We start from the raw sequence: 22,034 nt of genomic DNA, 5'->3' as shown, positions 1-22,034 counted from the left end.
ATTATCTCCAGCGAATGCCCGTCCCTATCACTCAGCGAGAATCGACCATGAAACTGTTTTACTTCCCCTTGTCCGGCCATGCTCATCGTGCACAGCTGTTTCTCTCCCTGATCGGCGCGAATTGCAGCCTGATCGAGGTCGATCTACCCAATGGCGCCCATAAAACCGAAGCCTTTCTCAAGCTCAATCCATTTGGTCAGGTGCCGGTGCTGGAAGATGACGGGCAGTGGATCAGCGATTCCACAGCGATCCTGGTGTACCTGGCGAAGAAATTCGGCAAGACCGACTGGCTGCCTGAGGGCGCGCTGGAAGCGGCTCATGTCCAACGCTGGCTGTCGGTTGCTTCGGGTGAACTGGCCGCAGGCCCGGCGGCGGCGCGGTTGATTACCGTGTTCGGCGCCAAGCTTGATCCCGAGACCACCATAACCCGCGCTCACCGCATTCTGACGCTGATCGAAGACAACCTGAGCAGCAATGGCGCCTGGATGGTCGGCACTCAACCGACCCTGGCCGATGTGGCGCTGTACAGCTACATCGTCGGCGCGCCTGAAGGCAACGTCGACCTGACGCCATATCCCCTGATCGGCCAATGGCTGGGTCGTGTCGAAGCACTGGACGGTTTCGTGCCGTTCCCCCGTACCCAGGCCGGGTTGTACGCCCAGGCCTGACCTTGAAACAAGCTATCGTCGGAGGTTCCCATGGACATCACCGCTACCATCCCCGATTCACCCTGGCATGCCGGTGAGCGGGCGTTGCAGCGTAGCGCCCATGTGCTTGAGCGCATGGACATGGTCGGGCGCAAGGTTATCCGCGACCATTTGATCGAGCAGCATCAGGGTTTCTATCCGTTGTTGCCGTATATGGTGCTGGGTGCGGTGGATGCCGACGATGATGTGTGGGCCAGCCTGCTGGTGGGGGAGCCGGGCTTTGTCCAGGCCGAAGATGCACGGCACCTGCGCCTGGATATTCAGGCCGATCCTGCCGACCCCGCGCAGACGGCGCTGAGCGAAGACGCTGCCATCGGCCTGCTGGGCATCGACCTGCGCACCCGACGGCGTAATCGCCTCAATGGCCGCTTGCAGCGGGTCACCCGGCAGAGTCTGTTGCTGACGGTGGAGCAGAGTTTCGGTAACTGCCCCAAGTACATTCACCAGCGCCAATTCGCCTATGCCCGGGACCCGGCGGTCGCGGGTAACGGCGAGGTGCAATGGCTGAACGAGCTGGATGATGAGGCACGCAGCCTGATCGGCGATGCCGCGACTCTGTTTGTTGCTACCTATGTAGACCTGCCCGAAAGCGGGCGCCAAGTGGACGTTTCCCATCGTGGCGGCAAGCCGGGTTTTGTCCGGCTCAATGCCGATGGCTCGCTGACGGTGCCGGATTTCATGGGCAATCAGTTCTTCAATACCCTGGGTAATATGCAACTCAACCCGAGGGCCGGACTGTTGTTCATTGATTTTACCAACGGCGATGTGTTGCAGATGAGCGGGGCGGCCAGGGTTGATCTCGATTCGGCGGATATTGTGAGGTTCGAAGGTGCTGAACGGCTCTGGCATTTCACCCCGCAGCGGATCGTGCGGCGTCGCGATGCTTCGCCCTTGCGCTGGATCAATCTGCCGGAGGGGCTGCCGCCCTATGTCGAGGACACTGGGCAATGGTCATGAAAAAACGCATAAAAAAGGGACGCCACTGCGTCCCTTTTTTTATTGCCCGGCCTGAGCAAATTGCCTGCTGAATCAGAGATTCTGCGAGCTCACCACCATCGCCTGGGAGACGACTTCTTTCTGTTGCTCGCTCATTTCGTCCCAGACGTGAACCTTGGCGTAGTAGCCCAGGCCCGCGAGGATGTAGAGGCTCAGGGTGAACACGGCGAAGATGGAAACGAAAGTCCAGCGGCTGCCTTCGCTTTCTTCACGGTTGAACTCACGGGAGTAACCCTGGCTATCGGAAGAAGCGTTGTCTTCAGGGGAACGTTTGATCCATTGGTACAGGGAAACGACAAGGCGAATCATGGGGTAAACCTCTAAGTTTAATGTTGAAAAGCGTTAAAAATGGGTCACGGGCAGCGCGACAAGCGCTGAAAACGAAAAAAGCCCGTCGAGGACGGGCTTTTTTCTTATATAAGTGGGTCAAGTCGCCGGGTTCGAATTCGCCGATGAAAATCATCGTTTCGGTTCGATTCCACATCCGCTTGCCGATTGAGAAACATTTTAGAACAAATTATTTCTGAATACTACGGCATACATATAGTCGTCAGACAACTGGTCGTGGGTTTGGCTGCGGCGTGTTGTCGCAGTATTGATTTGCCCGTCGAGATTAGCTGCTGTGGGACCGGCTTTAGCCGGGAAGGCTCCAATGAAAACGACACAAATGCTGTGAATGTGCCGCCGCCTTCCCGGTTGAAGCCGGTCCCACCCGTGCACCTTCAGGCCTGCACATCACGGCAACAACCCATGCTCCATGGCATACATCACCAACCCCGCCGGCTTATCCACCTTGAGCTTGCGGCGAATGCTCAAACGGTGGGTTTCCACGGTGCGCACGCTGATGGCCAGGTCCCGGGCGATAGTCTTGTTGTTCAGGCCCTGGGCCAGGCCGACCAGTACCTGAACCTCCCGCGGGGTCAGTTCGTTGTCGTCGTTTTTCGGCGTGACCAGCTTGAGCGTCACGGCCGCGCTATAAAAGGTGCCGCCGGTGGCAATGGCTTCGATGGCGGCGACGATCTCCCGCGAAGGCGCGTTCTTGAGCACATAACCGCTGGCTCCGGCGCGGATCGAGGTGGTCACGTACTCATGGTTGTCGTACATGCTCAGCACCAGGATCTTGATCTGTGGATAACGCGCGCGTACCTGGCGGGTCAGTTCCAGGCCGTTCATGTCTTGCAGGCCGATATCCACCAGCAGGATATCCGGGCTGATCGCCCCGCACAGGTCCAGGGCCTGGACGCCACTTTCGGCCTCGCCCACGACCTCGAACGACGGACGCGTAGACAGCAGGGCGCGGACACCATCCCGGACCAGGGCGTGATCATCAACCAAGGCAATACGAATGGGTGCTTCAGCAGTCATGAGTTCGCTCGGGTGGGGAGGGTGACGATTATTTCGCTTCGCCCGGACATGGAAAAGAGGTGCAACTGGCCGCTGAAGTGTTCCACCCGCTCGCGAATGTTGCGCAAGCCAATGCCGCCCTGCATGCCTTTGCCATCCACTTCAAAGCCGACGCCGTCGTCGATGACCGCCAGGCGCACGTGGGCGGCGTTGCTGCTCAGCTCTATATAGACGTTGCTGGCATGGGCATGGCGTTCGATATTGGTCAGGGCCTCTTGCAGGATACGGAATAGTGCGACCGGTGCGCCGTCCACCAGGGTCAGATCGCCCAGGTGCTGGCCGTAATGGATATGCAGGCCGCTGCGCTGCTCGAACTCGTTGACCAGTTGGGTCACGGCGGCGGCCAGGCCCAGGGTATCGAGCAGGGAAGGGCGGAGATCATGGGAAATGGTGCGGATTTCACCGATGGCGTCGCCCAGTCGTTCAGTACCCTTGCGCAGGATATCCATGCCCGATTCGCGGCCGGCCTCCAGTTCCAGGCTGGCCAGTTCGAACTGGAACTTGATCGACACCAGTACCTGGCTGATGCCGTCGTGCAGTTCCCGTGACAACCGCGAGCGTTCTTCTTCCTGCAGATTCATGATGCGCCGGTTCAGGCGCTGCAACTTGCTGTCTGCCAGGCGATGTTCGCTGGCATTGAGGGTCAGGCCGCAGGCGAACACCAGGACCACGGCGATCAGGGCCACGGCGCCGATATCGAGCATGGTGGTGTAGATGCCCCGGGCGACTTCTTCCCGGGCCTGGCGGGTGGCGCGTTCGACGTCTTCCAGATAGATGCCGGTGCCGAGCATCCAGCCCCAACGGTCCAGCATGACAACCCGGGCGAGCTTGTCGGTGATCTGCCCGGTGGAAGGTTTCTCCCAGGCGTAATGCTGAAAACCGTCGCCGGACTGGGCGCTTCTCAACAAGGCCTGGATGACCAACAGGCCCTGAGGGTCGGTCATGCTCCACAGGTCCTTGCCCACCAGTGCGCCCTGACGCGGGTGCATCAGGTTGCGGCCATTGTGGTCGTAGACAAAGAAATAGCCGTTGATGCCGAAGCTCAGCTTGGACAATTCCTGCAAGACCTGCTGTTTGGTCTGCTCGTCGTCCTTGCCGCTTTCATACAGCGGGGCGAGGGCGCTCATGGCCAGTTCTACGTAGTTCTGCAGTTCCGCGCGCTTGCTGGCCAGGATGCTGTCTTCGATCAATTGCGCCTGTTGTTCGCCCAGGCGCTGGTTCTGCACGATCACCAGGGCGCAGATCACTCCGACGGCAAGGATCAGCGGCAGGATGCCGAGGGCGACGATCTTGTACTTCAGTTGCATGACGACGGGCACCGCACGTGTGTTGTTTTTGTAGGCGCACATGGTATGCCTTAAGCCTGTTCCTGTAGACCCACGTAGTACTACGTAGACGGAACGGTAGTAATACCCATGTTTATCTGGCCGGACAGCAGGGATAGTGGGCACGCTCCGTTTGCGAGCCCAACAAAAACAATTACGCCACCGGCCCCTGGCCCTGGCAGGAGACTCAAATGACCCGACTGACCAGACATCTGGCTTGGTTCGCTGTCGCCGCTTTGGGGGCATGCGCGCTTGGCGTCGTAGCGCTTCGTCGCGGTGAACCCATCAATGCCTTGTGGATAGTAGTGGCCGCCGTCGCCATCTATCTGGTTGCCTACCGCTACTACAGCCTGTTCATCGCCAACCACGTCATGCAACTGGACCCGACCCGGGCCACGCCGGCGGTGGTCAACAACGATGGTCTGGACTATGTGCCGACCAATAAACACATTCTTTTCGGTCACCACTTTGCCGCCATTGCCGGTGCAGGTCCGCTGGTCGGTCCGGTGCTGGCTGCGCAAATGGGTTACCTGCCAGGCACCCTCTGGCTGATTGCCGGTGTGGTGCTGGCCGGGGCCGTGCAGGATTTCATGATCCTGTTCCTCTCCACCCGCCGCAACGGTCGCTCTCTGGGCGACATGGTCCGCGAGGAAATGGGCCGCATTCCCGGCACCATCGCCTTGTTCGGCTGCTTCCTGATCATGATCATCATCCTCGCGGTGCTGGCGCTGATCGTGGTCAAGGCCCTGGCTGAGAGCCCTTGGGGCATGTTCACGGTGCTGGCGACCATTCCGGTGGCGATGTTCATGGGCATCTACATGCGCTACATCCGCCCGGGCCGCATCGGCGAGATCTCGGTGATTGGCGTGGTCCTGCTGCTGGCCTCGATCTGGATGGGCGGGCAGATTGCCGCCAACCCGGCGTGGGCGCCGATGTTCACCTTCACCGGCGTGCAGATCACCTGGATGCTGGTGGGCTACGGCTTCGTCGCCGCCATGCTGCCGGTCTGGCTGCTGCTGGCACCGCGTGACTACCTGTCCACTTTCCTGAAAATCGGCACCATCGTGGCCCTGGCCATCGGCATCCTGATTCTGGCGCCCGAGCTGAAAATGCCGGCCCTGACCCAGTTCACCGACGGTACTGGCCCGGTCTGGAAAGGCGCGCTGTTTCCTTTCCTGTTCATCACCATTGCCTGCGGTGCGGTGTCGGGTTTTCACGCGCTGATTTCCTCGGGTACTACACCCAAACTGCTGGATAACGAGAAGAACGCCCGTTACATCGGTTACGGCGGCATGCTCATGGAGTCCTTCGTGGCCATCATGGCCATGGTTGCCGCTTCGGTGATCGAGCCAGGCGTGTACTTCGCCATGAACAGCCCGGCCGCTGTGGTCGGCGGTGATGTGGTTGCCGTGGCCCAGACCATCAGCGGCTGGGGCTTTGCCATTACCCCGGACATGCTCACGGCCGTGGCCCATGACATCGGTGAAAACACCGTACTGGCCCGTGCTGGCGGTGCGCCGACCCTGGCGGTGGGTATCGCGCAGATCCTGCACCAGGCATTGCCGGGGCAGAACACCATGGCGTTTTGGTATCACTTCGCTATTTTGTTCGAAGCACTGTTCATCCTGACGGCGGTTGACGCCGGTACCCGTGCCGGTCGCTTCATGCTGCAAGACCTGCTGGGCAGCTTCGTGCCGGCGCTGAAACGCACCGAGTCGTGGACCGCCAACGCCATCGGCACCGGTGGCTGCGTGGCCCTTTGGGGTTACCTGCTGTATCAGGGCGTGATCGATCCACTGGGCGGTATCAACACCCTGTGGCCGCTGTTTGGCATCTCCAACCAGATGCTGGCGGGGATCGCCCTGATGCTGGCCACCGTCGTGCTGATCAAAATGAAACGCCAGCGCTACATCTGGGTGACCATGCTGCCAGCGTCCTGGCTGCTGATCTGCACCGTGACCGCAGGCTTTATCAAACTGTTCGACCCGAGCCCGGCCGTTGGCTTCCTCGCCCTGGCGAAGAAATACAGCACCGCCGCCGACGCCGGTCAGATCATTGCTCCGGCCAAGACCATGGACCAGATGCAGCATGTGATCTTCAACGCCTACACCAACGCGACCCTGACTGTTCTGTTCCTGTTCGTGGTCCTGAGCATTCTGTTCTACGCCATCAAGGTCGGTGTTGCGGCCTGGGGCAAGAAAGAGCGTACCGACAAGGAAGCGCCATTCCAGGCGCAACCGGTGCAACACTCGTGATGAACGGAGGATCAGCCCATGTTCAATGACCTGAGTCGCCTGGGCAAATACCTGGGCCAGGCTGCCCGCCTGATGGTCGGCATGCCGGACTACGACACTTACGTCGAGCACATGCAGGCCACCCATCCGGACAAACCGGTGATGAGCTACGAGATGTTCTTCCGGGAACGTCAAGAGGCTCGGTATGGCGGCAAGGGCGGGCCGAAGTGTTGTTGAACGGCTGATCCACGCAAGCATCTGAAATAGCTGCGCGCAACACCCGACACCCCGCGAAGGCTGGCCTTTCGCGGGGTGTTTTTTATGGCAACGCATTTTAACTGTGGGACCGGCTTTAGCCGGGAATACGCCTTCCCGGCTAAAGCCGGTCCCACAGGAAACGCGCAGTGTGGTTGAGCAAGAATCAAACTTTTTATTGAATATTTATCGTTGAGGCCTATTATCCGTAAAACGGTTTAGTAAAACGTTTTACTCATAACAACAAAAAAGGCTAAAACCATGAATCTGACTCGTCGTCGCTTCGTGCAATCCGCCACCCTTGGCGCTGCCGCTCTCTCGTTTCCCATGATCAGTCGTGCCGCCACGCCGGTATTGCGGCTGTCATCGACCATGACTTCCGATGAAAACTCGGCCCATTACCTGTTCTACCGGCGCTTCACCGAGAACCTGAAACAGGCCCTGGGTGACAAGGTGCGTATCGATTTCTTCGCCAACGGTCAGTTGGGCAAGGAGGCCGATGTGGTGCAGCAGGTACGCCTGGGTTCCATCGACATGATGATCACCGGCAGCTCGATCTGGGCCACGGCTTTGCCGGAATTGGCGCTGCTGGACCTGGGCTTTCTGTTCGACAGCTACGCCCACGTAGCCAAGGCGGTGGACAGTGGCGTCGGCGAGATCTACAACAAACTGCTGCAAGAGCGCACCGGCTGTACCGTGATCGGCTGGGGTTCGCACTTCAGTGCGCGCAGTGTCTATACCAAGCCGCCGATCAAGGACCTGGCCGCCTTGCAGAACGTCAAACTGCGGGTGCTGCCGACCCAGGCCTTTATCGAGACCTTCAAGCTGATGGGGGCGATTCCTACGCCTATCGCCTTCAACGAGGTCTACACCGCCGTGCAGACCGGCGTGGTCGAGGGCTTCGAGCACGATGCCGCCAGTGTCCTGGCCAACAAGCTGGATGAAGTGGTACGCAATAGCTGGCAGACCAATCACCTGTTCAGCCCGTGCATCGCCGTGATCGGCAAGCGCGGCCTGGCGAAAATCCCTGCCGATCTGCAACCGGTGTTCATTGCCGCCGCCCGTGACGCCAGCGTTTATCAGCGCGAAGCGGCCAAGGTCAAAGGCGCCGAAGCTTTGGCGACCCTGGCCAAGGGCGGCATGACCCTGTTCCCCATGGCCGACGCCGAGCGCGCCGCCACCCGGCAATTGATGCGGGAAAAACTCTGGGTGCCCTTTACCCAGAGCAATCCGGTGACGGCGCCGATCCTTGCCGCCATCGACGCCGCACGCGCCTGAGCAATCACGGGGAACACTCACCATGAACCCAGCTATAGGGGTGGCGGCTGTCGATCAGCCGCCTGAAGAAACCGTTGGCCCGCTGATCAAAGCCCACGATTGGGGTTTCGCCACCGGCCATGGCAGCGGTCGCCTGCTGGCCGGGCTGTGTGTGCTGATCGAGCGCTTGTGCGCGTTGGTCCTGGCCGTAGATATCATCGTCGTGTTCATTTCGGTGATCCTGCGTTACTTCGTCCATCACCCGGTGGATTGGGCTGAGGAGGTCGCCCGCGGCCTGATGGTGATGCTGGTGTTCCTCGGCGGTGCCACGGTACTGGCGCGCAGACAGCATGTGCATGTGGACTTCTTCCGTGCACTGTTGCCCTCAACCTGGCAACAGGTGGCGACGCAAATTGGCGGTTGGGCGGTGGCGGGGACGGCGGCGGGGCTGGCGTACTCGTCGTGGCTGCTGTTGGAAGACTCGACCAATGTCTCCACGCCCATGGGTCTGCCGCAGTGGCTTAACGTGCTGCCGGTGTTCGTCGGTGCCTTGCTGATGACCCTGGTGGGTGTCGCCAATGCGCTTAATGGCGCCACTCGCAGTACCTGGTTCAGCCTGTTGGGCTGTGTGTTGCTCGGTCTGGGACTATGGGCCTGGAATACGCAATTCGAAGCCTACGCTCTGCAACCCTGGAGCCTGTTGTTGCTGGGTTTTGTCGGCGGCCTGCTGGTCGGCGTGCCGATCGCCTTTGTCCTGGCCCTGTGTGCGTTGTTGTATTTCATCGGTGATCCGTCGCTGCCCATGGTGATCTACTCGCAGCAGGTCATGGCAGGCATGGACCACTTTGTGTTGCTGGCGATTCCGTTTTTCGTTCTGGCCGGTTTGGTCATGGAGGTCAACGGCATGTCGGCGCGGCTGGTCGAGTTGCTGGTGCGGATCTTCGGTCGGGTGCGCGGTTCGATGAACCTGATTGCAATCCTGGCCACGGCGTTTTTCTCCGGCGTGTCGGGCTCCAAACTGGCCGATATTGCTGCGGTGGGCGGGATTGTCGTACCGGCGGTGCGCCGCACCAGGCAGGATGCCAACGAAACCGCAGCGGTGCTGGCGGCGTCCGGGGTGATGGGCGAGACCATCCCGCCGTGCATCAATATGATCATCATGGGTTTTGTCGCCAATATCTCCATCGGCGGGTTGTTTATCGCCGGGATAGTGCCTGCGGTGGTCCTGGCCATGGGCCTGTCGACGCTTGCTGTGGTGTTCGGCAAGAAGGTCGATCCCAACCTGGCGTTTCCGGTGCGCACGCCCATCTTGCGTTTGCTGGGCGGGGCGCTGGTGGCGCTGATCATGGTGGCCATGATCGGCAAGGGTGTGACCTCCGGCGTGGCCACTTCCACCGAGGTGTCGGCCTTTGCCGTGGTCTACGCGCTGCTGGTCGGCGGGGTGACTTTTCGGGAACTGACCCTGGGCGGTATTGCCCGCTTGTTTGTGCGCGCGGCGTCCATGGCGGCAGGTATCCTGTTCATCATTGCGGCGGCCTCCAGCGTGGCGTTTGCCCTGACGATCCAGCAGATTCCGGCGATCATCTCCGACTTTATGCTGGCCCTGGCGCATAACTACGGCGCGGTGGCGTTCCTTGGCGCGTCGGTGCTGATCATGGTGGTGTTCGGCGCGGTGCTGGAAGGCGCTCCGGCTTTGATTATCTTCGGCCCGCTGCTGGTGCCGATTGCCGTGCAGGTGGGCATCAATCCGCTGCACTTCGGTACGGTGGCGGTGATTTCCATGGGCCTGGGGCTGTTTTCGCCGCCGTTCGGCCTGGGCCTGTTTGCAACGTGCGCCATGACCGGCACGCGGATCGAAGACGTCTCGAAAAAGATGCTCAAGTACCTGCTGCTGCTATTGGTGATGTTGATTCTTATCGTGCTGGTGCCATCGATTTCCCTGTGGCTGCCGCGCATGTTCAATATGGTTTAAGGCACAACGCATATGGCAACAATTCATGATGTAGCCGCCTTGGCGGGAGTGTCGGTCAGTTCGGTGTCCAACGTGCTCAACGGCCGCACGGAAAAGCTCAGCCCGCAGACCTTCAGTCGGGTGGAGAAGGCCATCAGCAGCCTCAACTACCGGCCTAACCGTGCTGCCCGGCAATTGAAGACCGGGCACACGCCGATGCTCGGTCTGCTGGTGCCGTCCACCGCCAACCCCATGTACGGGCAACTGGCCCTGCAGATCGAGGCCGTGGCGCAGCAGCGCTATGGCTACCGGCTGTTGCTGGCCAATACCCACCGCGACAAGCAGCACGAAGCGCGGATGTTCGACGATTTGCTGTCCTTCGGCGTGCAGTCGGTGATCGTGGTCTCGTCCCGGGACGATGAGCGTCACCTGGAAGACGCGGTGGCCCGTGGTCTGAGCGTGGTCAGTTATGACCGGGCGACGGTGCCGGTGGAGAACTCCCGGGTCGATCATGTCTCGCCGGATAACTTCAAGGCCGGGTATATCGCCGCCGACCACTTGCTCGCCCACGGCCATACCCGCCTGGCGTTCCTGGTGCCCAGCGGCAAGACCGTCAGCCGCTCCAACAAGATCGCCGGTTTTCTCGAACGCACCGCTCTGGCCGGTCTGCACGGCAGTTGCGAGGTGGTGCAGGGCCAGGTCGCGCAGACCTTTGGCGACTCGGAACTGGCTGACCTGGGCTTTGCCATGGCCAGTCAGATCATGGCCATGCGACCGATGCCCACCGGCATAGTCACGGTCAACGACATGCTCGCCATCGGCCTCATGGCCGGGTTGCACCAGGCCGGGCTGCGGGTGCCCGAGGATATCTCGGTGGTGGGCATGGACGGACTGTCGATTGCCGCCTTCACCAATCCGGGCCTGACCTCGGTGGTCATGCCGCTGCATGAAATGGCCGATGCCATGGTCCAGCGCGCCGTCGACCGTTCGCGGCAACCCGAGCAGCGCCCGGTCAATTTCGTCTTTCAACCCACGTTGGTAGCCCGGCAGTCTGTCGCCCGGCCTGCGTCCAGTCATAGGGAATGAAACGCATATGACCCAGATTTTCCTGACCCATTCGCCCCAGACCCTGCAGAACTACTACGGCGCCCGCGCCCTCACGCAATTGCGCGCCTGCGGTACGGTGCGTCTCAATCATTCGCGCCAGCCCCTGAGCATCGATGAGTTTGTCGAGGCGGCCCGGGGTTGCCAGATCATCGTTGCCAGCCGTGATGCTGCGGCGCCCGCCGAGTTGTTCGAACGCCTGCCGGAACTGGTCGTCTACTGCCGTGTGGCGGTGGATATCCGCAATATCGACGTCGCTGCCGCCAGCGCCCATGGCGTACTGGTGACCCGCGCCACACCGGGGTTCGACACCTCGGTCAGCGAATGGGTGGTAGGGGTGATGATCGACCTCAGCCGTGGCATGAGCCGCGCCGCTGCCGGTTACTGGCAGGGCCAGGCCCCGGAAATCGTCATGGGCCGTGAGCTGCGCGGTTCGACCCTGGGCATCGTTGGCTACGGCTTTATCGGCAAGCGTCTGGCGGCCATGGCCCAGGCCCTGAACATGCACGTTCTGGTCAGTGATCCCCATGTCACCATCACCGACGAGGGCATTGAGCAAACCTCTTTCGAACGGGTAATTTCGACCTCCGACTACGTCGTCTGCCTGGCGCCGGCCGTGGCCGAAACCGCCAACCTGTTCGGCCGCGCAGCCTTTCAGGCGATGCAGCCCCATGCCTTCTTTATCAACGCTTCACGGGGTGAGCTGGTGGATGAGCAGGCGCTGGTCGAGGCCCTGGATCAGGGGCTGCTGGCTGGTTGCGCCCTGGATGTTGGCCGGGCTCAGGACCAGATGCCGACCCAGGTCATCGCTGCCCACCCCAAGGTCATCGCCAACCCCCATATCGGCGGCCTGACTCCGCAAGCGGCCGAGCACCAGGCCATGGACACCGTGCATCAGGTCCAGGCGCTGTTGGCCGGGCAGATCCCCCAAGGCGCGGTCAATCTGGCCGCTGCCAGCCGGGCGGTTTTCCTGTTTGGCCTTAATACCCTGGAGCTCTCCCATGACTGAATTACTGGCGGGCGCCTGTGACTGCCATGTCCATATCTACGAGCCCGAGCGCTTTCCCTTGAGCCAGAAGATTGGCCGCGCCAGTTGGAGTGATTATCAGCAGATGCAGCAACGCCTGGGTCTGCAACGAGCGTTGCTGGTCCAGGCCAATGGCTATGGCTTTGATATCGGCTGTTTGCTCGACGCCTTGGGGCAGGCCGGCGACGCGGCTCGTGGCATTGCCGTGATTCGCCCGGATATCAGCGATGCGCAACTGGCCGACCTGCACCGGCAGGGCGTGCGCGGGGTGCGCTTCATGCTGGTGCCCAACGCCCGTGGCGCTTTGGACTGGGAGGCGCTGGAGCCCATCAGTGCACGGATTGCCGAACTGGACTGGGTGATCAACCTGCAAGTGGATGGCCGTGAGCTGCCTGAGTTCGAAAACCGCCTGCGGGCGTTGCCCAGTCGCCTGAGCATCGACCATATCGGCAAGTTTCTCGAACCGGTGCCGGTGACCCATCCCGGCTTTGTCAGCCTGTTGCGTTTGCTCGATGGCGGCAGGACCTGGGTCAAGGTTTCCGCGCCTTACGAGACATCGAAGACTGGGGCGCCGCACTACGAAGACGTCAGCGTTTTGGCCCGGGCACTGGTCAACGCCCACCCCGAGCGCTGCCTGTGGGCGAGCAACTGGCCGCATCCGGGGCGCGATCCGGCGCCGGATGATCAGGCGATGCTTGATCTGTTGAGCGAGTGGACGGTGAGTGAGGCGGTGCGCAGGCAGATACTGGTTGATAACCCGGCGGCCCTGTACGGCTGGTAACAGATTGAGCTGCGCCACAGAATCAATGTGGGACCGGCTTTAGCCGGGAAAGCGCAGGCAGGATCGATACATCGCTATCGTCTGTCATACCTTTTTCCCGGCTAAAGCCGGTCCCACAAAAACACATCAAACCACCGCAATCATTTCCACTTCGACACTGGCATTCTTCGGCAACTGATACACGCCCACCGAGGTGCGGGTGTGGGCGCCGATATCGCCGAGGACAAACGACAGCAGATCGGATGCCGCATCGGCTACTTCGCTGTGATGGGTGAAGTCCATGCTGCATTGCACATAAACGCCGATGCGCAGGATACCCTTGACCGCTTCCAGGCTGCCGAGTGAGCGTTGCAGCAGGGCGAGGGCGCGCATGGTGCTGATCTTCGCGCCCAGTTGCGCCACTTCCAGGGTGGTGGCTTCGCCGACCCGGCCGGTCACCACCACCGTGTCGCCAACCCGTGGGATCTGCCCGCTGATGTAGATCTGCTGTTCATGCCGCACCAATGGCACGTAGTTGCCACCGATCTTGATCTCGCCATCGAAGCTGTAGCCCATCTCTTCTGCGGCCTGCTGAAAACGTTGGTCGGACGACATGCTGACTCCTTGTTATGGGGGGGGAATTACGCATTGGCATTCTTGATCAGGCCCGGCCTTTCTGCGAGCCCTGCCGGGCAAAAAACACGCGCATCCATTCAATTTATTGCCGGTGAGCCCGTCTAGTCTCAGCGCTATCCCGTTCTCCGCCCAGGTATTCGCCATGACCGAGGTCTATTCCCGCCACGAGCAGATGTTCCCCGTGCTCAACCCAAACCAGGTCGCGACCGCGCTGCGTTTTGCCTGTGATCAGCCGCATCGCTTTGCCCCCGGCCAGGTGCTGTATGCCGTGGGCAGTCATGGCGTGGCGGTGTGGCTGATTCTGGAAGGCAGTATCGATGTCGTGCGTCGCGACGGTCTGGGCCGTGAGGCGGCAATCATCAGCGGCGGGCCGGGGGAGTTCACCGGTGAGGTCGGCCTGCTCGGCGATCGCGCCTCCCTCGCCGAAGGTCGGGCGGGGCCCCAGGGTTGTCTGGCGGTGCCGTTTGACGTGGCGCATCTGCGCTCGTTGATCATCGGCTCAGCCGAGCTGGGTGAGATCATCATGCGCGCGTTCATTCTGCGTCGGGTCGGCATGCTCGGGACGGACCGGGTCGGCTCGGTCCTGATCGGTCGCCTGGGCGAGCAGCAACTTGTGCGGCTGCAAGGGTTCCTGACCCGTAATGGCTACCCTCACACGGTGCTGGATATCGCCACCCATGGCGAGGAAGCCCGGCTGCTGATTGAGCGCTTCGGTGTCGCGCAGGACGACTTGCCGCTGATGATCTGTCCCAATGGCAATCTGCTCAAGCAGCCTAGCAATGCCGAGGCCGGAATCTGTCTGGGCATCACGCCGCAGCTGGATGCCAGCCAGGTGTATGACATTGCCGTGGTCGGCGCCGGTCCTGCCGGTCTGGCGACGGCGGTGTATGCCGCTTCCGAGGGTTTATCGGTGCTGGTGCTGGACCAGCGTGCCTTTGGCGGCCAGGCCGGGGCCTCGGCGCGGATCGAGAACTACCTGGGCTTTCCCACCGGTATTTCCGGGCAGGCCCTGGCCGGACGGGCATTCAATCAGGCGCAGAAATTCGGCGCGAAAATGGCCATTCCTCTGGAGGTGGCGCGGCTCGATTGCCGTCAGGGTGAACTGAGCCGTCTTGAACTCACCACGGGGGCGGTGATTCAGGCGCGCTACGTGGTAGTCGCTTCGGGAGTGCGTTATCGCCAGTTGCCGGTGGCTGATATCGAGCGCTTCGAGGGTAGCGGCGTGTCGTACTGGGCTTCGCCCATCGAAGCAAAAATTTGCAGCGGCGCGGAGGTTGCACTGATCGGCGCCGGTAATTCGGCAGGCCAGGCCACGGTTTATCTGGCGTCCCATGTCAGGCACCTGCACCTGATTGTGCGCGGGGAGGGGCTGGAGGCGAGTATGTCCAAGTACCTGATCGAGCGGATTGCGGTGCTGCCCAATGTCACGATCCATGTCGAAACCGAGGTCACCGCGGTCAATGGCGATACCGTCCACGGTCTGCAAGCGGTGCAACTTCGCCATCGCGGCAGCGGCGAGACGCACCCGCTTGAGGTCAGTCATCTGTTTCTGTTTATCGGGGCCGACCCTAATACCCAGTGGCTCAACGGTTGCCTGGAAACCGACGCCAAGGGCTTTGTCCTCACCGGCGCAGCGCTGCCTGCGGGCCCGCAGCAAGGCTGGCTGCCGTTGCCCCTGGAGACCAACCGCAAGGGCGTGTTTGCCATCGGCGACGTGCGCGCCCAGTCGACCAAGCGCGTGGCGGCGGCAGTGGGCGAGGGCGCGGCGGTGGTGGCGCAGATATTCGAAGCGATGAAGCGCGGGTGAATCTTGAATGGAAACAGTTTTTGCGGGAGCCGGCTTGCTGGCGATAGCGGTGTTTCAGTCGGCAAATCTAACGCCTGATCCGACCCCATCGCCAGCAAGCCGGCTCCCACAGGTTTTGTGCCGCATGACAGTGCAGCCGTGTTGCGTTACAGAGTTTGCGCCTTGGCCCGCGCAGGTTTGCTGATGGCAATCGCCAGCAATGCGGCAATCACGCACAACGCCCCGGCCAGGAAGAACGACGGCGTATAGCTGGCCAACAGCGTACGCATCAGGCCGGCGCCATAGGCGGCAAAGGCAGCGCCCAGTTGATGCCCGGCAAAGATCCAGCCGAAGACGATATTGGCCTTTTCCGGACCGAAACGGGCGGCAGTCAGCTTCACCGTCGGCGGCACGGTGGCGATCCAGTCCAGGCCGTAGAGCACGGCAAAGATCGACAGGCCGAAGATCTGGAAGTCGATAAAGGGCAGCATCATCAACGACACGCCGCGCAGGCCGTAGTACCAGAACAACAGCCAGCGATTGTCGAAGCGGTCCGACAGCCAGCCGGAGCCGATGGTGCCGAAGAAGTCGAAGATGCCCATCAGCGCCAATACACCTGCGGCAGCGGTGGCGGCCAGACCGAAGTCGCCACACATGCTGATGAAGTGGGTCTGGATCAGCCCTGAGGTACTGGCCCCGCAGATAAAGAAGGTGGCGAACAGAACCCAGAAGGTCATGGATTTCGACACTTCACCGAGCACCACCAGCGGTGTCCACAGCAGTGCCGCCAGGCTGGTGGCCTTGGCTGGTGCCGGCACCGGATCGCTGTCGCCATATAACGGCAGGCCCAGGTCCACAGGGCGATCACGCATCAGGGCGAACACCACCACCATGGCCAGCAGCAGCGCGCCGCAGATAAAACCCATGGCCGTGCGCCAGCCGTAGACTTCGGTCAGGCGCGCCAGCAGCGGCAGGAACACCAGTTGCCCGGTGGCGGAACTGGCGGCGAGCAGGCCGATGATCAGGCCACGGCGGGCCGAGAACCAGCGAGTGGCCACGGTGGCACCGAGGACCATGGCGGTCAGCCCGGTGCCCAGGCCCACCACCACGCCCCACAGCAGTACCAATTGCCAGAATTGCTGCATATACAGGGAAGCGCCCAGGCCGACGATGACAATGCCCAGGGCCGTCATCATCACCCGGCGCATGCCGAAGTAGTTCATGAAGGCGGCGGCAAACGGCCCCATCAGACCGAACAGCAGGAAACGGATGGCCAGGGCTGAGGAAATTTCCGCAGTGTTCCAGCCGAATTCCTTTTGCAGCGGCACGATAAAGACACCCGGCGCGCCGACGGCCCCGGCCATGACCAGCATGGTCAGGAAGGTGACAGCGGCGATGACCCAGCTGTAATGAATTTTGCGACGGGCCAAGGATTCGGCCAGCAGGGGAGAGAGCATCGGGAGGTCCTGTTGAACTGTCGGAGAAGTCGTTAAGGCTTTTATTTATAGTTAAGATGGCTAACAGGTCAACATATAAAGTAACAAATGAGTCAGGTCAATCATCTGTTATCGCGTTATTGCCAAGGCAGGCGGGGTATTTCTCGGATCAGCTCATAAGATCGGGCACGGCTGCGCCTGCTTGAGCAGGGCCGTGGCGATTTGCGGCGAGGCCAGTAGATAGGGTTGTACCGCCTCGACACTGAGTGGCCGGGCAAACAGATAACCCTGCAGCAGATGGCAGCCCAGTTCACGCAACTGTTGCATCTGCGCCTTGGTTTCCACGCCTTCGGCGACGATTTCCAGCCCCAGATTCCTGGCCAGACCAATGGCGGTGGCGCAGATTTCCAAGTCTTTGACACTCTTGCCTATATCCCGGACAAAGCTGCGATCCAGCTTGAACGCATGCACCGGCAGCACCCGCAGATAGCCGAGGGATGAATAGCCGGTGCCGAAGTCGTCGATCGACAGGCGCACACCCAGCTTGCGCAGGGCGCCCAGGCGCTCGATGGAGCGCTCGGGGTCCTGCATCAACACCGATTCGGTGATTTCCAGTTCCAGGTCGCGACCGCTGAGGCCCGCGCGGTCCAAGGCGTTGCTGACCGTCTCTTCCAGATCCTTGACCAGCAGTTGTTGGGCGGACAGATTGACCGCCACCTTGAGATCGTTGAACCCCATGGCATGCCAGCGCGCCAGTTGCTGGCACGCCGAGTCGATGACCCAGGCGCCGATGGCGGTGATGATGCCCGTGGATTCTGCCAGGGGGATGAACTTGTCCGGCATGACCAGGCCATAGACCGGGTGCTGCCAGCGAATCAACGCCTCCATGCATACGGTACGGCCGTCCTCGGAGGCGACCTGGGGCTGATAACAAAGGAAGAACTGCTCCTTCTCAAGGGCTTCTTTCAAGGCGCTCTCGAAGTCGATGCGCTGTTGCAGATTCTCTTTAAGCGACGGGTCGAAGATGCGGATATGGCCAGGCCCGGAGCTTTTCGCATCATGCAGGGCCAGCTCGGCTGCGGCGAGGATATCTTCCACTGTCTGCCCGTCATCCGGAAACACGCTGATGCCGGTATTGAGGGTGATTTTCAGGATCCGGTCCGCCACCTCGAAAGGCGGTTCCAGGGCCTCGACCAGCTTGTCGTAGATCAGCGCCACACCGTACTGCTCGGTCAGCCCACTGGCGCCGACCATGAAGCTGCCGCCGTCGAGGCGGGCGATCAGGTCACTGTCACGGAAGGCCAATTGCAGACGCTCGGCCACTTCGATCAGCAACTGATCACCAGCCTTGTGCCCGCGCATGCCATTGATCGCGCCAAGACGGTCCAGGTCGAACATCAATACCGCGAGGCGGGTCTGGTTCAGCAGGTTGTGTTCCAGCAGGCCATACAGGCGACTGACGGCACCGGCGCGATTGGGCAGGTCGGTCAGCGGGTCGTTGTGCAGCACATGTTCGAAGCGCTGATTGGCCAGGGTGTGCTTTTTCACCGCCTGTTCCAGCGCACTGTTGATACGCAGCGCCTCGGCCTTGCGATTGCGCGCGTCATTGCGGATCAGCAGCGGCAGAGCGCCAGCGAAAAACATGAAGCCGAACCCCGTCATATACGGCAGCTTCAGCAGGCCGCTGTCAGACACCCAGGTCAGGCTGCAGGTGACGAACATGATGGTGAGGGCTGTCCAGATCAGACGACTCGACAACTGCCCGGCCAGGTCGCTGATACGCACCGAAAACACCAGGCTGTAGATCAGAACACCAAGCGTGAGCAGACGCATCAGACGACAGACAACTGCAGGAGGGCCGGAAAAAATATTCAGCGATTCGCCCCAGGGCAGCGTCGTCTGGCTCACGCCCTGAAGCTCGGCGAAGCGATAGCCGAGAGGGCTGACGAAGTTGTCGATAATCACCACAGCGACCAGGCCACAGGTGATGTGGGCGGCGGTCAGCGAGCGGCGCTTGTTGTCGAGGGCGGCGACCAGATACAGGGTCAGCGGCGTGATCAACACCGAGAACAGATTAACCCAGCGATGGGCAGCAATCGCGCCCGGCTCATCCACCGCCTGATATTGCAGGACAACACAGAACTGGTAACAGCAAAAGGTCAGGCAGATCCCGGAAAAAATCCAGCAGGCCTGCACGTACGGCGTGCTGCGCGCCACCATTGCCGCCTGCAACGCGGCCATGACCAACACGCCTACGGAGATGAGATACAACGTGGCGAGGGGCGCGTTCATGTATCAATCGTTCCTTGATGTGGCCGGGAATCCGCAGGGGACCCATCCCTTGGGTTGTGCGCCGGATGAATGGCGCCATTATTTTGCCATCAATTTTTGCGTCCCGTTACTACTATCTGTCGGATGACCACATTTGCCGGTGTGCCGCTTTGCAACTTGTCTTCCAGTGAGCGGTCTGATCCGGGCTTTGACGGCCGTCGTCAGGCGTAATCTCTGGTGTTGTACTGCCGGACTCGTTGCCACCTGCTGTGAGCTGTCTGCTTGATGCGTCCATTCCTGCGCTATGCCTCTATGTGTCTCCCTGTTTTTATGGCGCTGTTCGCCCATCCCGCCAAGGCGGATGGCGAGCGGCAACTGCTGCAGCAGATCAACGCCTATCGGGCGCACCCCGATCGCTGTGATGGCAGCTACGCCCGGGCCTTGGCGCCACTGACACTGAAATCCAGCCTGGCGCTGCCGGTCGACTACGACGGTGGTCTGCGCGATGGTCTGAAGGCCGCCGGTTATCAGGCGGCTTTGGTGCAGACCATTCGTCTGGTCGGGGCCCATGACGTTGAGTCTGCGTTCGATTTGCTGCAGCGCGACTATTGCGACTCGATGCTTGATGGCCAGTACGCCGATATCGGCCTTAGTCGCGCCGGCAGCCAATGGCGCGTGGTGCTGGCGCGGCCGCAGATCGATCCGCATCTGGGCAATCAACAGGCCGCCGACAAAGTCTTGCTGGCGATGGTCAACAGCGCCCGCGCCCATCCACGGATGTGCGGTTACCAGCGTTTCGCCGCCGCCCGGCCCTTGACCTGGAGCAGTACCCTGGGCTCGGCCGCCGAAGGCCACAGCCGCGCCATGGCCCATGACAACTACTTCGCGCACCAGGGCCTGGCGGGGGACTCCCCCGGCGACCGCGCCCACGCGGCCGGCTATCGGGGCCGCAATATCGGCGAAAATATCGCCGCCGGGCAGGGCTCGCCCAGCGATGCCATGCAAGGTTGGCTGGCCAGCCCCGGCCATTGCGCCAACCTGATGAGTCCGCTATTTACTCAGGTCGGCGCGGGATACGCCAACAACGCCCGTAGCGACAAGGGCATCTACTGGACCATGCTTTTCGGCGCGCCCTGATCGCCTTTGATGGGCTGATCACAAGCGAAAGCGTGGAAATGGTCTTAACTAATCAGGATGATGCATATCGTTGTGCCTGCAATGGGCTTTGACCTTTCGGTCTTGTATTTGCCACCAGGGGAGTTTCACCGTGTCCATCAAATTACGCTTGCTCTTGTTGATTGGCACCAGCGTGTTCACTGCATTGATCATCAGTCTGGTCAACTATGAGGGCAACAGCCGGATGGCGGAGGCGACTCAGGACAGTGAGACCAGCATGACAGTGCTGCGTAATCATCTCGAAGCCGATATGATGCATGACGCTCTGCGGGCCGATGTGTTGTCAGCGATGTTGGTGGGCCTGGGCAAGAGCAACAGCAGCAAGGCCGAGGTCCATGCCGGACTGAACGAGCATGCGGGCCATTTCCGTGAAGTGCTGGGTGAAAACCTCAAACAACCGGTCAACGATGCCATCAAGTCCGCCTTGAACGCGGTCAAGCCCAGCCTGGATACCTATATCAGCAGCGCGGAACGGATCGTCGACATAGCCCTGGACAATCCTGACGCCGCGCAACGGGACCTGAGTTCATTCAGCAAGGCCTTCAGCCAGCTGGAAGATCAAATGGCCGAACTCAGCAAGTTGATCGAGGACAACGCACAACACAGCAGCGAAGCGACCCAAAGTACCATTCATACCGCCAACCTGACCCTGTGCGTAGTGCTGGTGATCGGCATATTGTTGCTGATTACCCAGGGCCACTGGGTTATTCGCAGCATCATGGCGCCGCTGAACACCGCCAGCCGGATCGCCGAAAGTATCGCTCATGGTCATCTTAACGAACCTATTGCCGAACCCGCGCAACGGGACGAGGCCGGCATGTTGATTCGTAGCCTGGCGACCATGCAGCGCGATCTGCGTGGCATGATCGAAGTAGTGCGGCGCAATGCCCAGGGCGTCAGTGGTGTCAGTCAGCAACTGAGCAGCGGCTGCCATGAAGTTGCGGGCAGCAGCCAGCAACAGAGCATTGCGGCCAACACCATGGCCGCGGCAGCCAGTGAAATGACCTCCAGCATTGAGGAAATCACCCGGCATGCCGAGCGGGCCCTGGATATGGCTAATCAGGCCGAGGCCCTGGCCAAGAATGGCGGGCAGATCATTCATCAGGTGGTCAGCGACATGGGCGGCATTGCCCGTTCGGCCCAGCAATCGGCCCAGGTGATCCGCACCCTGGACAAGGAATCCGAAGGGATCTACAGCATCATTCAGGTGATCAAGGGTATCGCCGAGCAAACCAACCTGCTGGCACTGAATGCTGCCATCGAGGCCGCCCGCGCCGGGGAGCAGGGTCGTGGTTTTGCGGTGGTCGCCGATGAGGTCCGCAGCCTGGCCGGGCGCACCAGCGCCTCGACCCAGGAAATCGCCAGCATGGTTTCACGCATCCAGCAAAGCACTCGCGAAGCGGTGACCAGCATGGAGGCCGGGGTGATTCAGGTCGACAAGGGCATGGCGGTGACGGCCGATGTCGAAAAGGCCATTCGCGAGATCCTCGAAGCAACCCTGAACACTACGCAACTGGTCAACGACATCAGCCGCACCATCGGCGAGCAGAGCCTGGCCAGCAACGAAATCGCCCATCAGGTGGAGTTGATTGCCGGGATGTCCGAGGGCAACAGCCGGGTCATAGGGCAGACCGCCGCGACCACCGACGAACTCTCCAGTCTGGCGGGGCAGTTGGCGCAATCGGTGGATCGGTTTCATCTTTGACCTG

General features: G+C 61.1%; 18 protein-coding genes and 1 pseudogene. 13 read left to right on the top strand and 6 right to left on the bottom strand.

The window, feature by feature from the left end:
- The first annotated feature begins 47 nt into the window (after window positions 1-47).
- Window positions 48-668, top strand: coding sequence for a glutathione S-transferase family protein (locus AC1Z24_RS18670; RefSeq protein ID WP_483742127.1), 621 nt, complete (start codon window positions 48-50; stop codon window positions 666-668).
- Window positions 669-698: 30 nt separating this feature from the next.
- Window positions 699-1,664 carry a flavin-nucleotide-binding protein gene (locus tag AC1Z24_RS18665; protein ID WP_483742126.1) on the top strand — a complete coding sequence of 322 codons (966 nt, stop codon included), beginning with the start codon at window positions 699-701 and terminating at the stop codon, window positions 1,662-1,664.
- A 72-nt stretch (window positions 1,665-1,736) separates the two neighbouring features.
- On the opposite strand, the gene AC1Z24_RS18660 is transcribed toward AC1Z24_RS18665, so the two are convergent.
- The 3 genes from AC1Z24_RS18660 to AC1Z24_RS18650 all read right to left on the bottom strand — a co-directional run bounded on the left by AC1Z24_RS18660 (window position 1,737) and on the right by AC1Z24_RS18650 (window position 4,414).
- Window positions 1,737-2,012 (bottom strand): hypothetical protein, encoded by a 276-nt coding sequence (locus AC1Z24_RS18660; RefSeq protein WP_483742125.1) that lies wholly within the window; start codon window positions 2,010-2,012, stop codon window positions 1,737-1,739.
- Window positions 2,013-2,438: 426 nt separating this feature from the next.
- On the bottom strand, window positions 2,439-3,068 hold the full coding sequence (locus tag AC1Z24_RS18655; protein WP_483742124.1) for a response regulator: 630 nt from the start codon (window positions 3,066-3,068) through the stop codon (window positions 2,439-2,441).
- Window positions 3,065-4,414, bottom strand: a complete 1,350-nt coding sequence (locus AC1Z24_RS18650; RefSeq protein ID WP_483742123.1) for a cache domain-containing protein — start codon at window positions 4,412-4,414, stop codon at window positions 3,065-3,067. Before AC1Z24_RS18650 ends, AC1Z24_RS18655 begins: the two co-directional genes overlap by 4 nt.
- Window positions 4,415-4,623: 209 nt before the next feature.
- On the opposite strand from AC1Z24_RS18650, the gene AC1Z24_RS18645 reads away from it, so the two are divergent.
- From AC1Z24_RS18645 to AC1Z24_RS18615, 7 genes are all read left to right on the top strand, one after another.
- Window positions 4,624-6,687 (top strand): carbon starvation CstA family protein, encoded by a 2,064-nt coding sequence (locus AC1Z24_RS18645; protein WP_483742122.1) that lies wholly within the window; start codon window positions 4,624-4,626, stop codon window positions 6,685-6,687.
- Between the two features lie 18 nt (window positions 6,688-6,705).
- The gene (locus AC1Z24_RS18640; protein WP_259103250.1) at window positions 6,706-6,903 is read left to right on the top strand and encodes a YbdD/YjiX family protein; all 198 of its coding nucleotides are present in this window, start codon (window positions 6,706-6,708) and stop codon (window positions 6,901-6,903) included.
- A 279-nt stretch (window positions 6,904-7,182) separates the two neighbouring features.
- Window positions 7,183-8,199, top strand: coding sequence for a TRAP transporter substrate-binding protein (locus AC1Z24_RS18635; RefSeq protein WP_483742121.1), 1,017 nt, complete (start codon window positions 7,183-7,185; stop codon window positions 8,197-8,199).
- Between the two features lie 22 nt (window positions 8,200-8,221).
- Entirely contained in the window at window positions 8,222-10,150 is a 1,929-nt protein-coding gene (locus AC1Z24_RS18630) for a TRAP transporter large permease (RefSeq protein ID WP_483742120.1), read from the top strand.
- A gap of 12 nt (window positions 10,151-10,162) precedes the next feature.
- Entirely contained in the window at window positions 10,163-11,215 is a 1,053-nt protein-coding gene (locus tag AC1Z24_RS18625; protein ID WP_483742119.1) for a LacI family DNA-binding transcriptional regulator, read from the top strand.
- A gap of 7 nt (window positions 11,216-11,222) precedes the next feature.
- Entirely contained in the window at window positions 11,223-12,242 is a 1,020-nt protein-coding gene (locus tag AC1Z24_RS18620; RefSeq protein ID WP_483742118.1) for an NAD(P)-dependent oxidoreductase, read from the top strand.
- A complete protein-coding gene (locus AC1Z24_RS18615; RefSeq protein ID WP_483742117.1) occupies window positions 12,235-13,041 on the top strand; it encodes an amidohydrolase family protein in 807 nt (268 codons plus the stop codon). The genes AC1Z24_RS18620 and AC1Z24_RS18615 overlap by 8 nt, the downstream gene beginning before the upstream one ends.
- A 126-nt stretch (window positions 13,042-13,167) precedes the next feature.
- Here AC1Z24_RS18615 and AC1Z24_RS18610 read toward each other — a convergent pair whose 3' ends face one another.
- Window positions 13,168-13,635 carry a RidA family protein gene (locus tag AC1Z24_RS18610; RefSeq protein WP_483742116.1) on the bottom strand — a complete coding sequence of 156 codons (468 nt, stop codon included), beginning with the start codon at window positions 13,633-13,635 and terminating at the stop codon, window positions 13,168-13,170.
- Between the two features lie 163 nt (window positions 13,636-13,798).
- Here AC1Z24_RS18610 and AC1Z24_RS18605 point away from each other — a divergent pair, with 163 nt between their 5' ends.
- Window positions 13,799-15,463 carry an FAD-dependent oxidoreductase gene (locus tag AC1Z24_RS18605; protein WP_483742115.1) on the top strand — a complete coding sequence of 555 codons (1,665 nt, stop codon included), beginning with the start codon at window positions 13,799-13,801 and terminating at the stop codon, window positions 15,461-15,463.
- 146 nt (window positions 15,464-15,609) lie between these two features.
- On the opposite strand, the gene AC1Z24_RS18600 is transcribed toward AC1Z24_RS18605, so the two are convergent.
- Both AC1Z24_RS18600 and AC1Z24_RS18595 read right to left on the bottom strand, forming a co-directional pair.
- Window positions 15,610-16,899 carry an MFS transporter gene (locus AC1Z24_RS18600; protein WP_483742114.1) on the bottom strand — a complete coding sequence of 430 codons (1,290 nt, stop codon included), beginning with the start codon at window positions 16,897-16,899 and terminating at the stop codon, window positions 15,610-15,612.
- Between the two features lie 153 nt (window positions 16,900-17,052).
- Window positions 17,053-19,170, bottom strand: coding sequence for a putative bifunctional diguanylate cyclase/phosphodiesterase (locus AC1Z24_RS18595; RefSeq protein WP_483742113.1), 2,118 nt, complete (start codon window positions 19,168-19,170; stop codon window positions 17,053-17,055).
- 264 nt (window positions 19,171-19,434) lie between these two features.
- On the opposite strand from AC1Z24_RS18595, the gene AC1Z24_RS18590 reads away from it, so the two are divergent.
- The 3 genes and pseudogenes from AC1Z24_RS18590 (at window position 19,435) to AC1Z24_RS18580 (ending at window position 22,030) form a co-directional block, all read left to right on the top strand.
- The gene (locus tag AC1Z24_RS18590) at window positions 19,435-20,286 is read left to right on the top strand and encodes a CAP domain-containing protein (RefSeq protein WP_483742112.1); all 852 of its coding nucleotides are present in this window, start codon (window positions 19,435-19,437) and stop codon (window positions 20,284-20,286) included.
- Window positions 20,287-20,509: 223 nt separating this feature from the next.
- Window positions 20,510-21,124: pseudogene (locus tag AC1Z24_RS18585) on the top strand (methyl-accepting chemotaxis protein); the annotation flags it as partial.
- A gap of 18 nt (window positions 21,125-21,142) precedes the next feature.
- Window positions 21,143-22,030, top strand: a complete 888-nt coding sequence (locus AC1Z24_RS18580) for a methyl-accepting chemotaxis protein (RefSeq protein ID WP_483746665.1) — start codon at window positions 21,143-21,145, stop codon at window positions 22,028-22,030.
- Window positions 22,031-22,034: the final 4 nt, after the last annotated feature.

Source organism: Pseudomonas sp. JL23 (assembly GCF_056933585.1).
The sequence above is the reverse complement of the archived record's forward strand: the minus strand, read 5'-3'. Positions and strand labels throughout refer to the sequence as shown.

What these genes read in the sequence shown, in the direction of transcription:
- AC1Z24_RS18590 (WP_483742112.1), top strand. Translation starts at nt 19,435, where the DNA reads ATGCGTCCATTCCTGCGCTATGCCTCTATGTGTCTCCCTGTTTTTATG.
- AC1Z24_RS18595 (WP_483742113.1), bottom strand. Translation starts at nt 19,170, where the DNA reads ATGAACGCGCCCCTCGCCACGTTGTATCTCATCTCCGTAGGCGTGTTG.
- AC1Z24_RS18670 (WP_483742127.1), top strand. Translation starts at nt 48, where the DNA reads ATGAAACTGTTTTACTTCCCCTTGTCCGGCCATGCTCATCGTGCACAG.
- AC1Z24_RS18630 (WP_483742120.1), top strand. Translation starts at nt 8,222, where the DNA reads ATGAACCCAGCTATAGGGGTGGCGGCTGTCGATCAGCCGCCTGAAGAA.
- AC1Z24_RS18610 (WP_483742116.1), bottom strand. Translation starts at nt 13,635, where the DNA reads ATGTCGTCCGACCAACGTTTTCAGCAGGCCGCAGAAGAGATGGGCTAC.
- AC1Z24_RS18660 (WP_483742125.1), bottom strand. Translation starts at nt 2,012, where the DNA reads ATGATTCGCCTTGTCGTTTCCCTGTACCAATGGATCAAACGTTCCCCT.
- AC1Z24_RS18655 (WP_483742124.1), bottom strand. Translation starts at nt 3,068, where the DNA reads ATGACTGCTGAAGCACCCATTCGTATTGCCTTGGTTGATGATCACGCC.
- AC1Z24_RS18645 (WP_483742122.1), top strand. Translation starts at nt 4,624, where the DNA reads ATGACCCGACTGACCAGACATCTGGCTTGGTTCGCTGTCGCCGCTTTG.
- AC1Z24_RS18620 (WP_483742118.1), top strand. Translation starts at nt 11,223, where the DNA reads ATGACCCAGATTTTCCTGACCCATTCGCCCCAGACCCTGCAGAACTAC.
- AC1Z24_RS18640 (WP_259103250.1), top strand. Translation starts at nt 6,706, where the DNA reads ATGTTCAATGACCTGAGTCGCCTGGGCAAATACCTGGGCCAGGCTGCC.
- AC1Z24_RS18635 (WP_483742121.1), top strand. Translation starts at nt 7,183, where the DNA reads ATGAATCTGACTCGTCGTCGCTTCGTGCAATCCGCCACCCTTGGCGCT.
- AC1Z24_RS18665 (WP_483742126.1), top strand. Translation starts at nt 699, where the DNA reads ATGGACATCACCGCTACCATCCCCGATTCACCCTGGCATGCCGGTGAG.
- AC1Z24_RS18605 (WP_483742115.1), top strand. Translation starts at nt 13,799, where the DNA reads ATGACCGAGGTCTATTCCCGCCACGAGCAGATGTTCCCCGTGCTCAAC.
- AC1Z24_RS18615 (WP_483742117.1), top strand. Translation starts at nt 12,235, where the DNA reads ATGACTGAATTACTGGCGGGCGCCTGTGACTGCCATGTCCATATCTAC.
- AC1Z24_RS18580 (WP_483746665.1), top strand. Translation starts at nt 21,143, where the DNA reads ATGTTGATTCGTAGCCTGGCGACCATGCAGCGCGATCTGCGTGGCATG.
- AC1Z24_RS18600 (WP_483742114.1), bottom strand. Translation starts at nt 16,899, where the DNA reads ATGCTCTCTCCCCTGCTGGCCGAATCCTTGGCCCGTCGCAAAATTCAT.
- AC1Z24_RS18650 (WP_483742123.1), bottom strand. Translation starts at nt 4,414, where the DNA reads ATGCAACTGAAGTACAAGATCGTCGCCCTCGGCATCCTGCCGCTGATC.
- AC1Z24_RS18625 (WP_483742119.1), top strand. Translation starts at nt 10,163, where the DNA reads ATGGCAACAATTCATGATGTAGCCGCCTTGGCGGGAGTGTCGGTCAGT.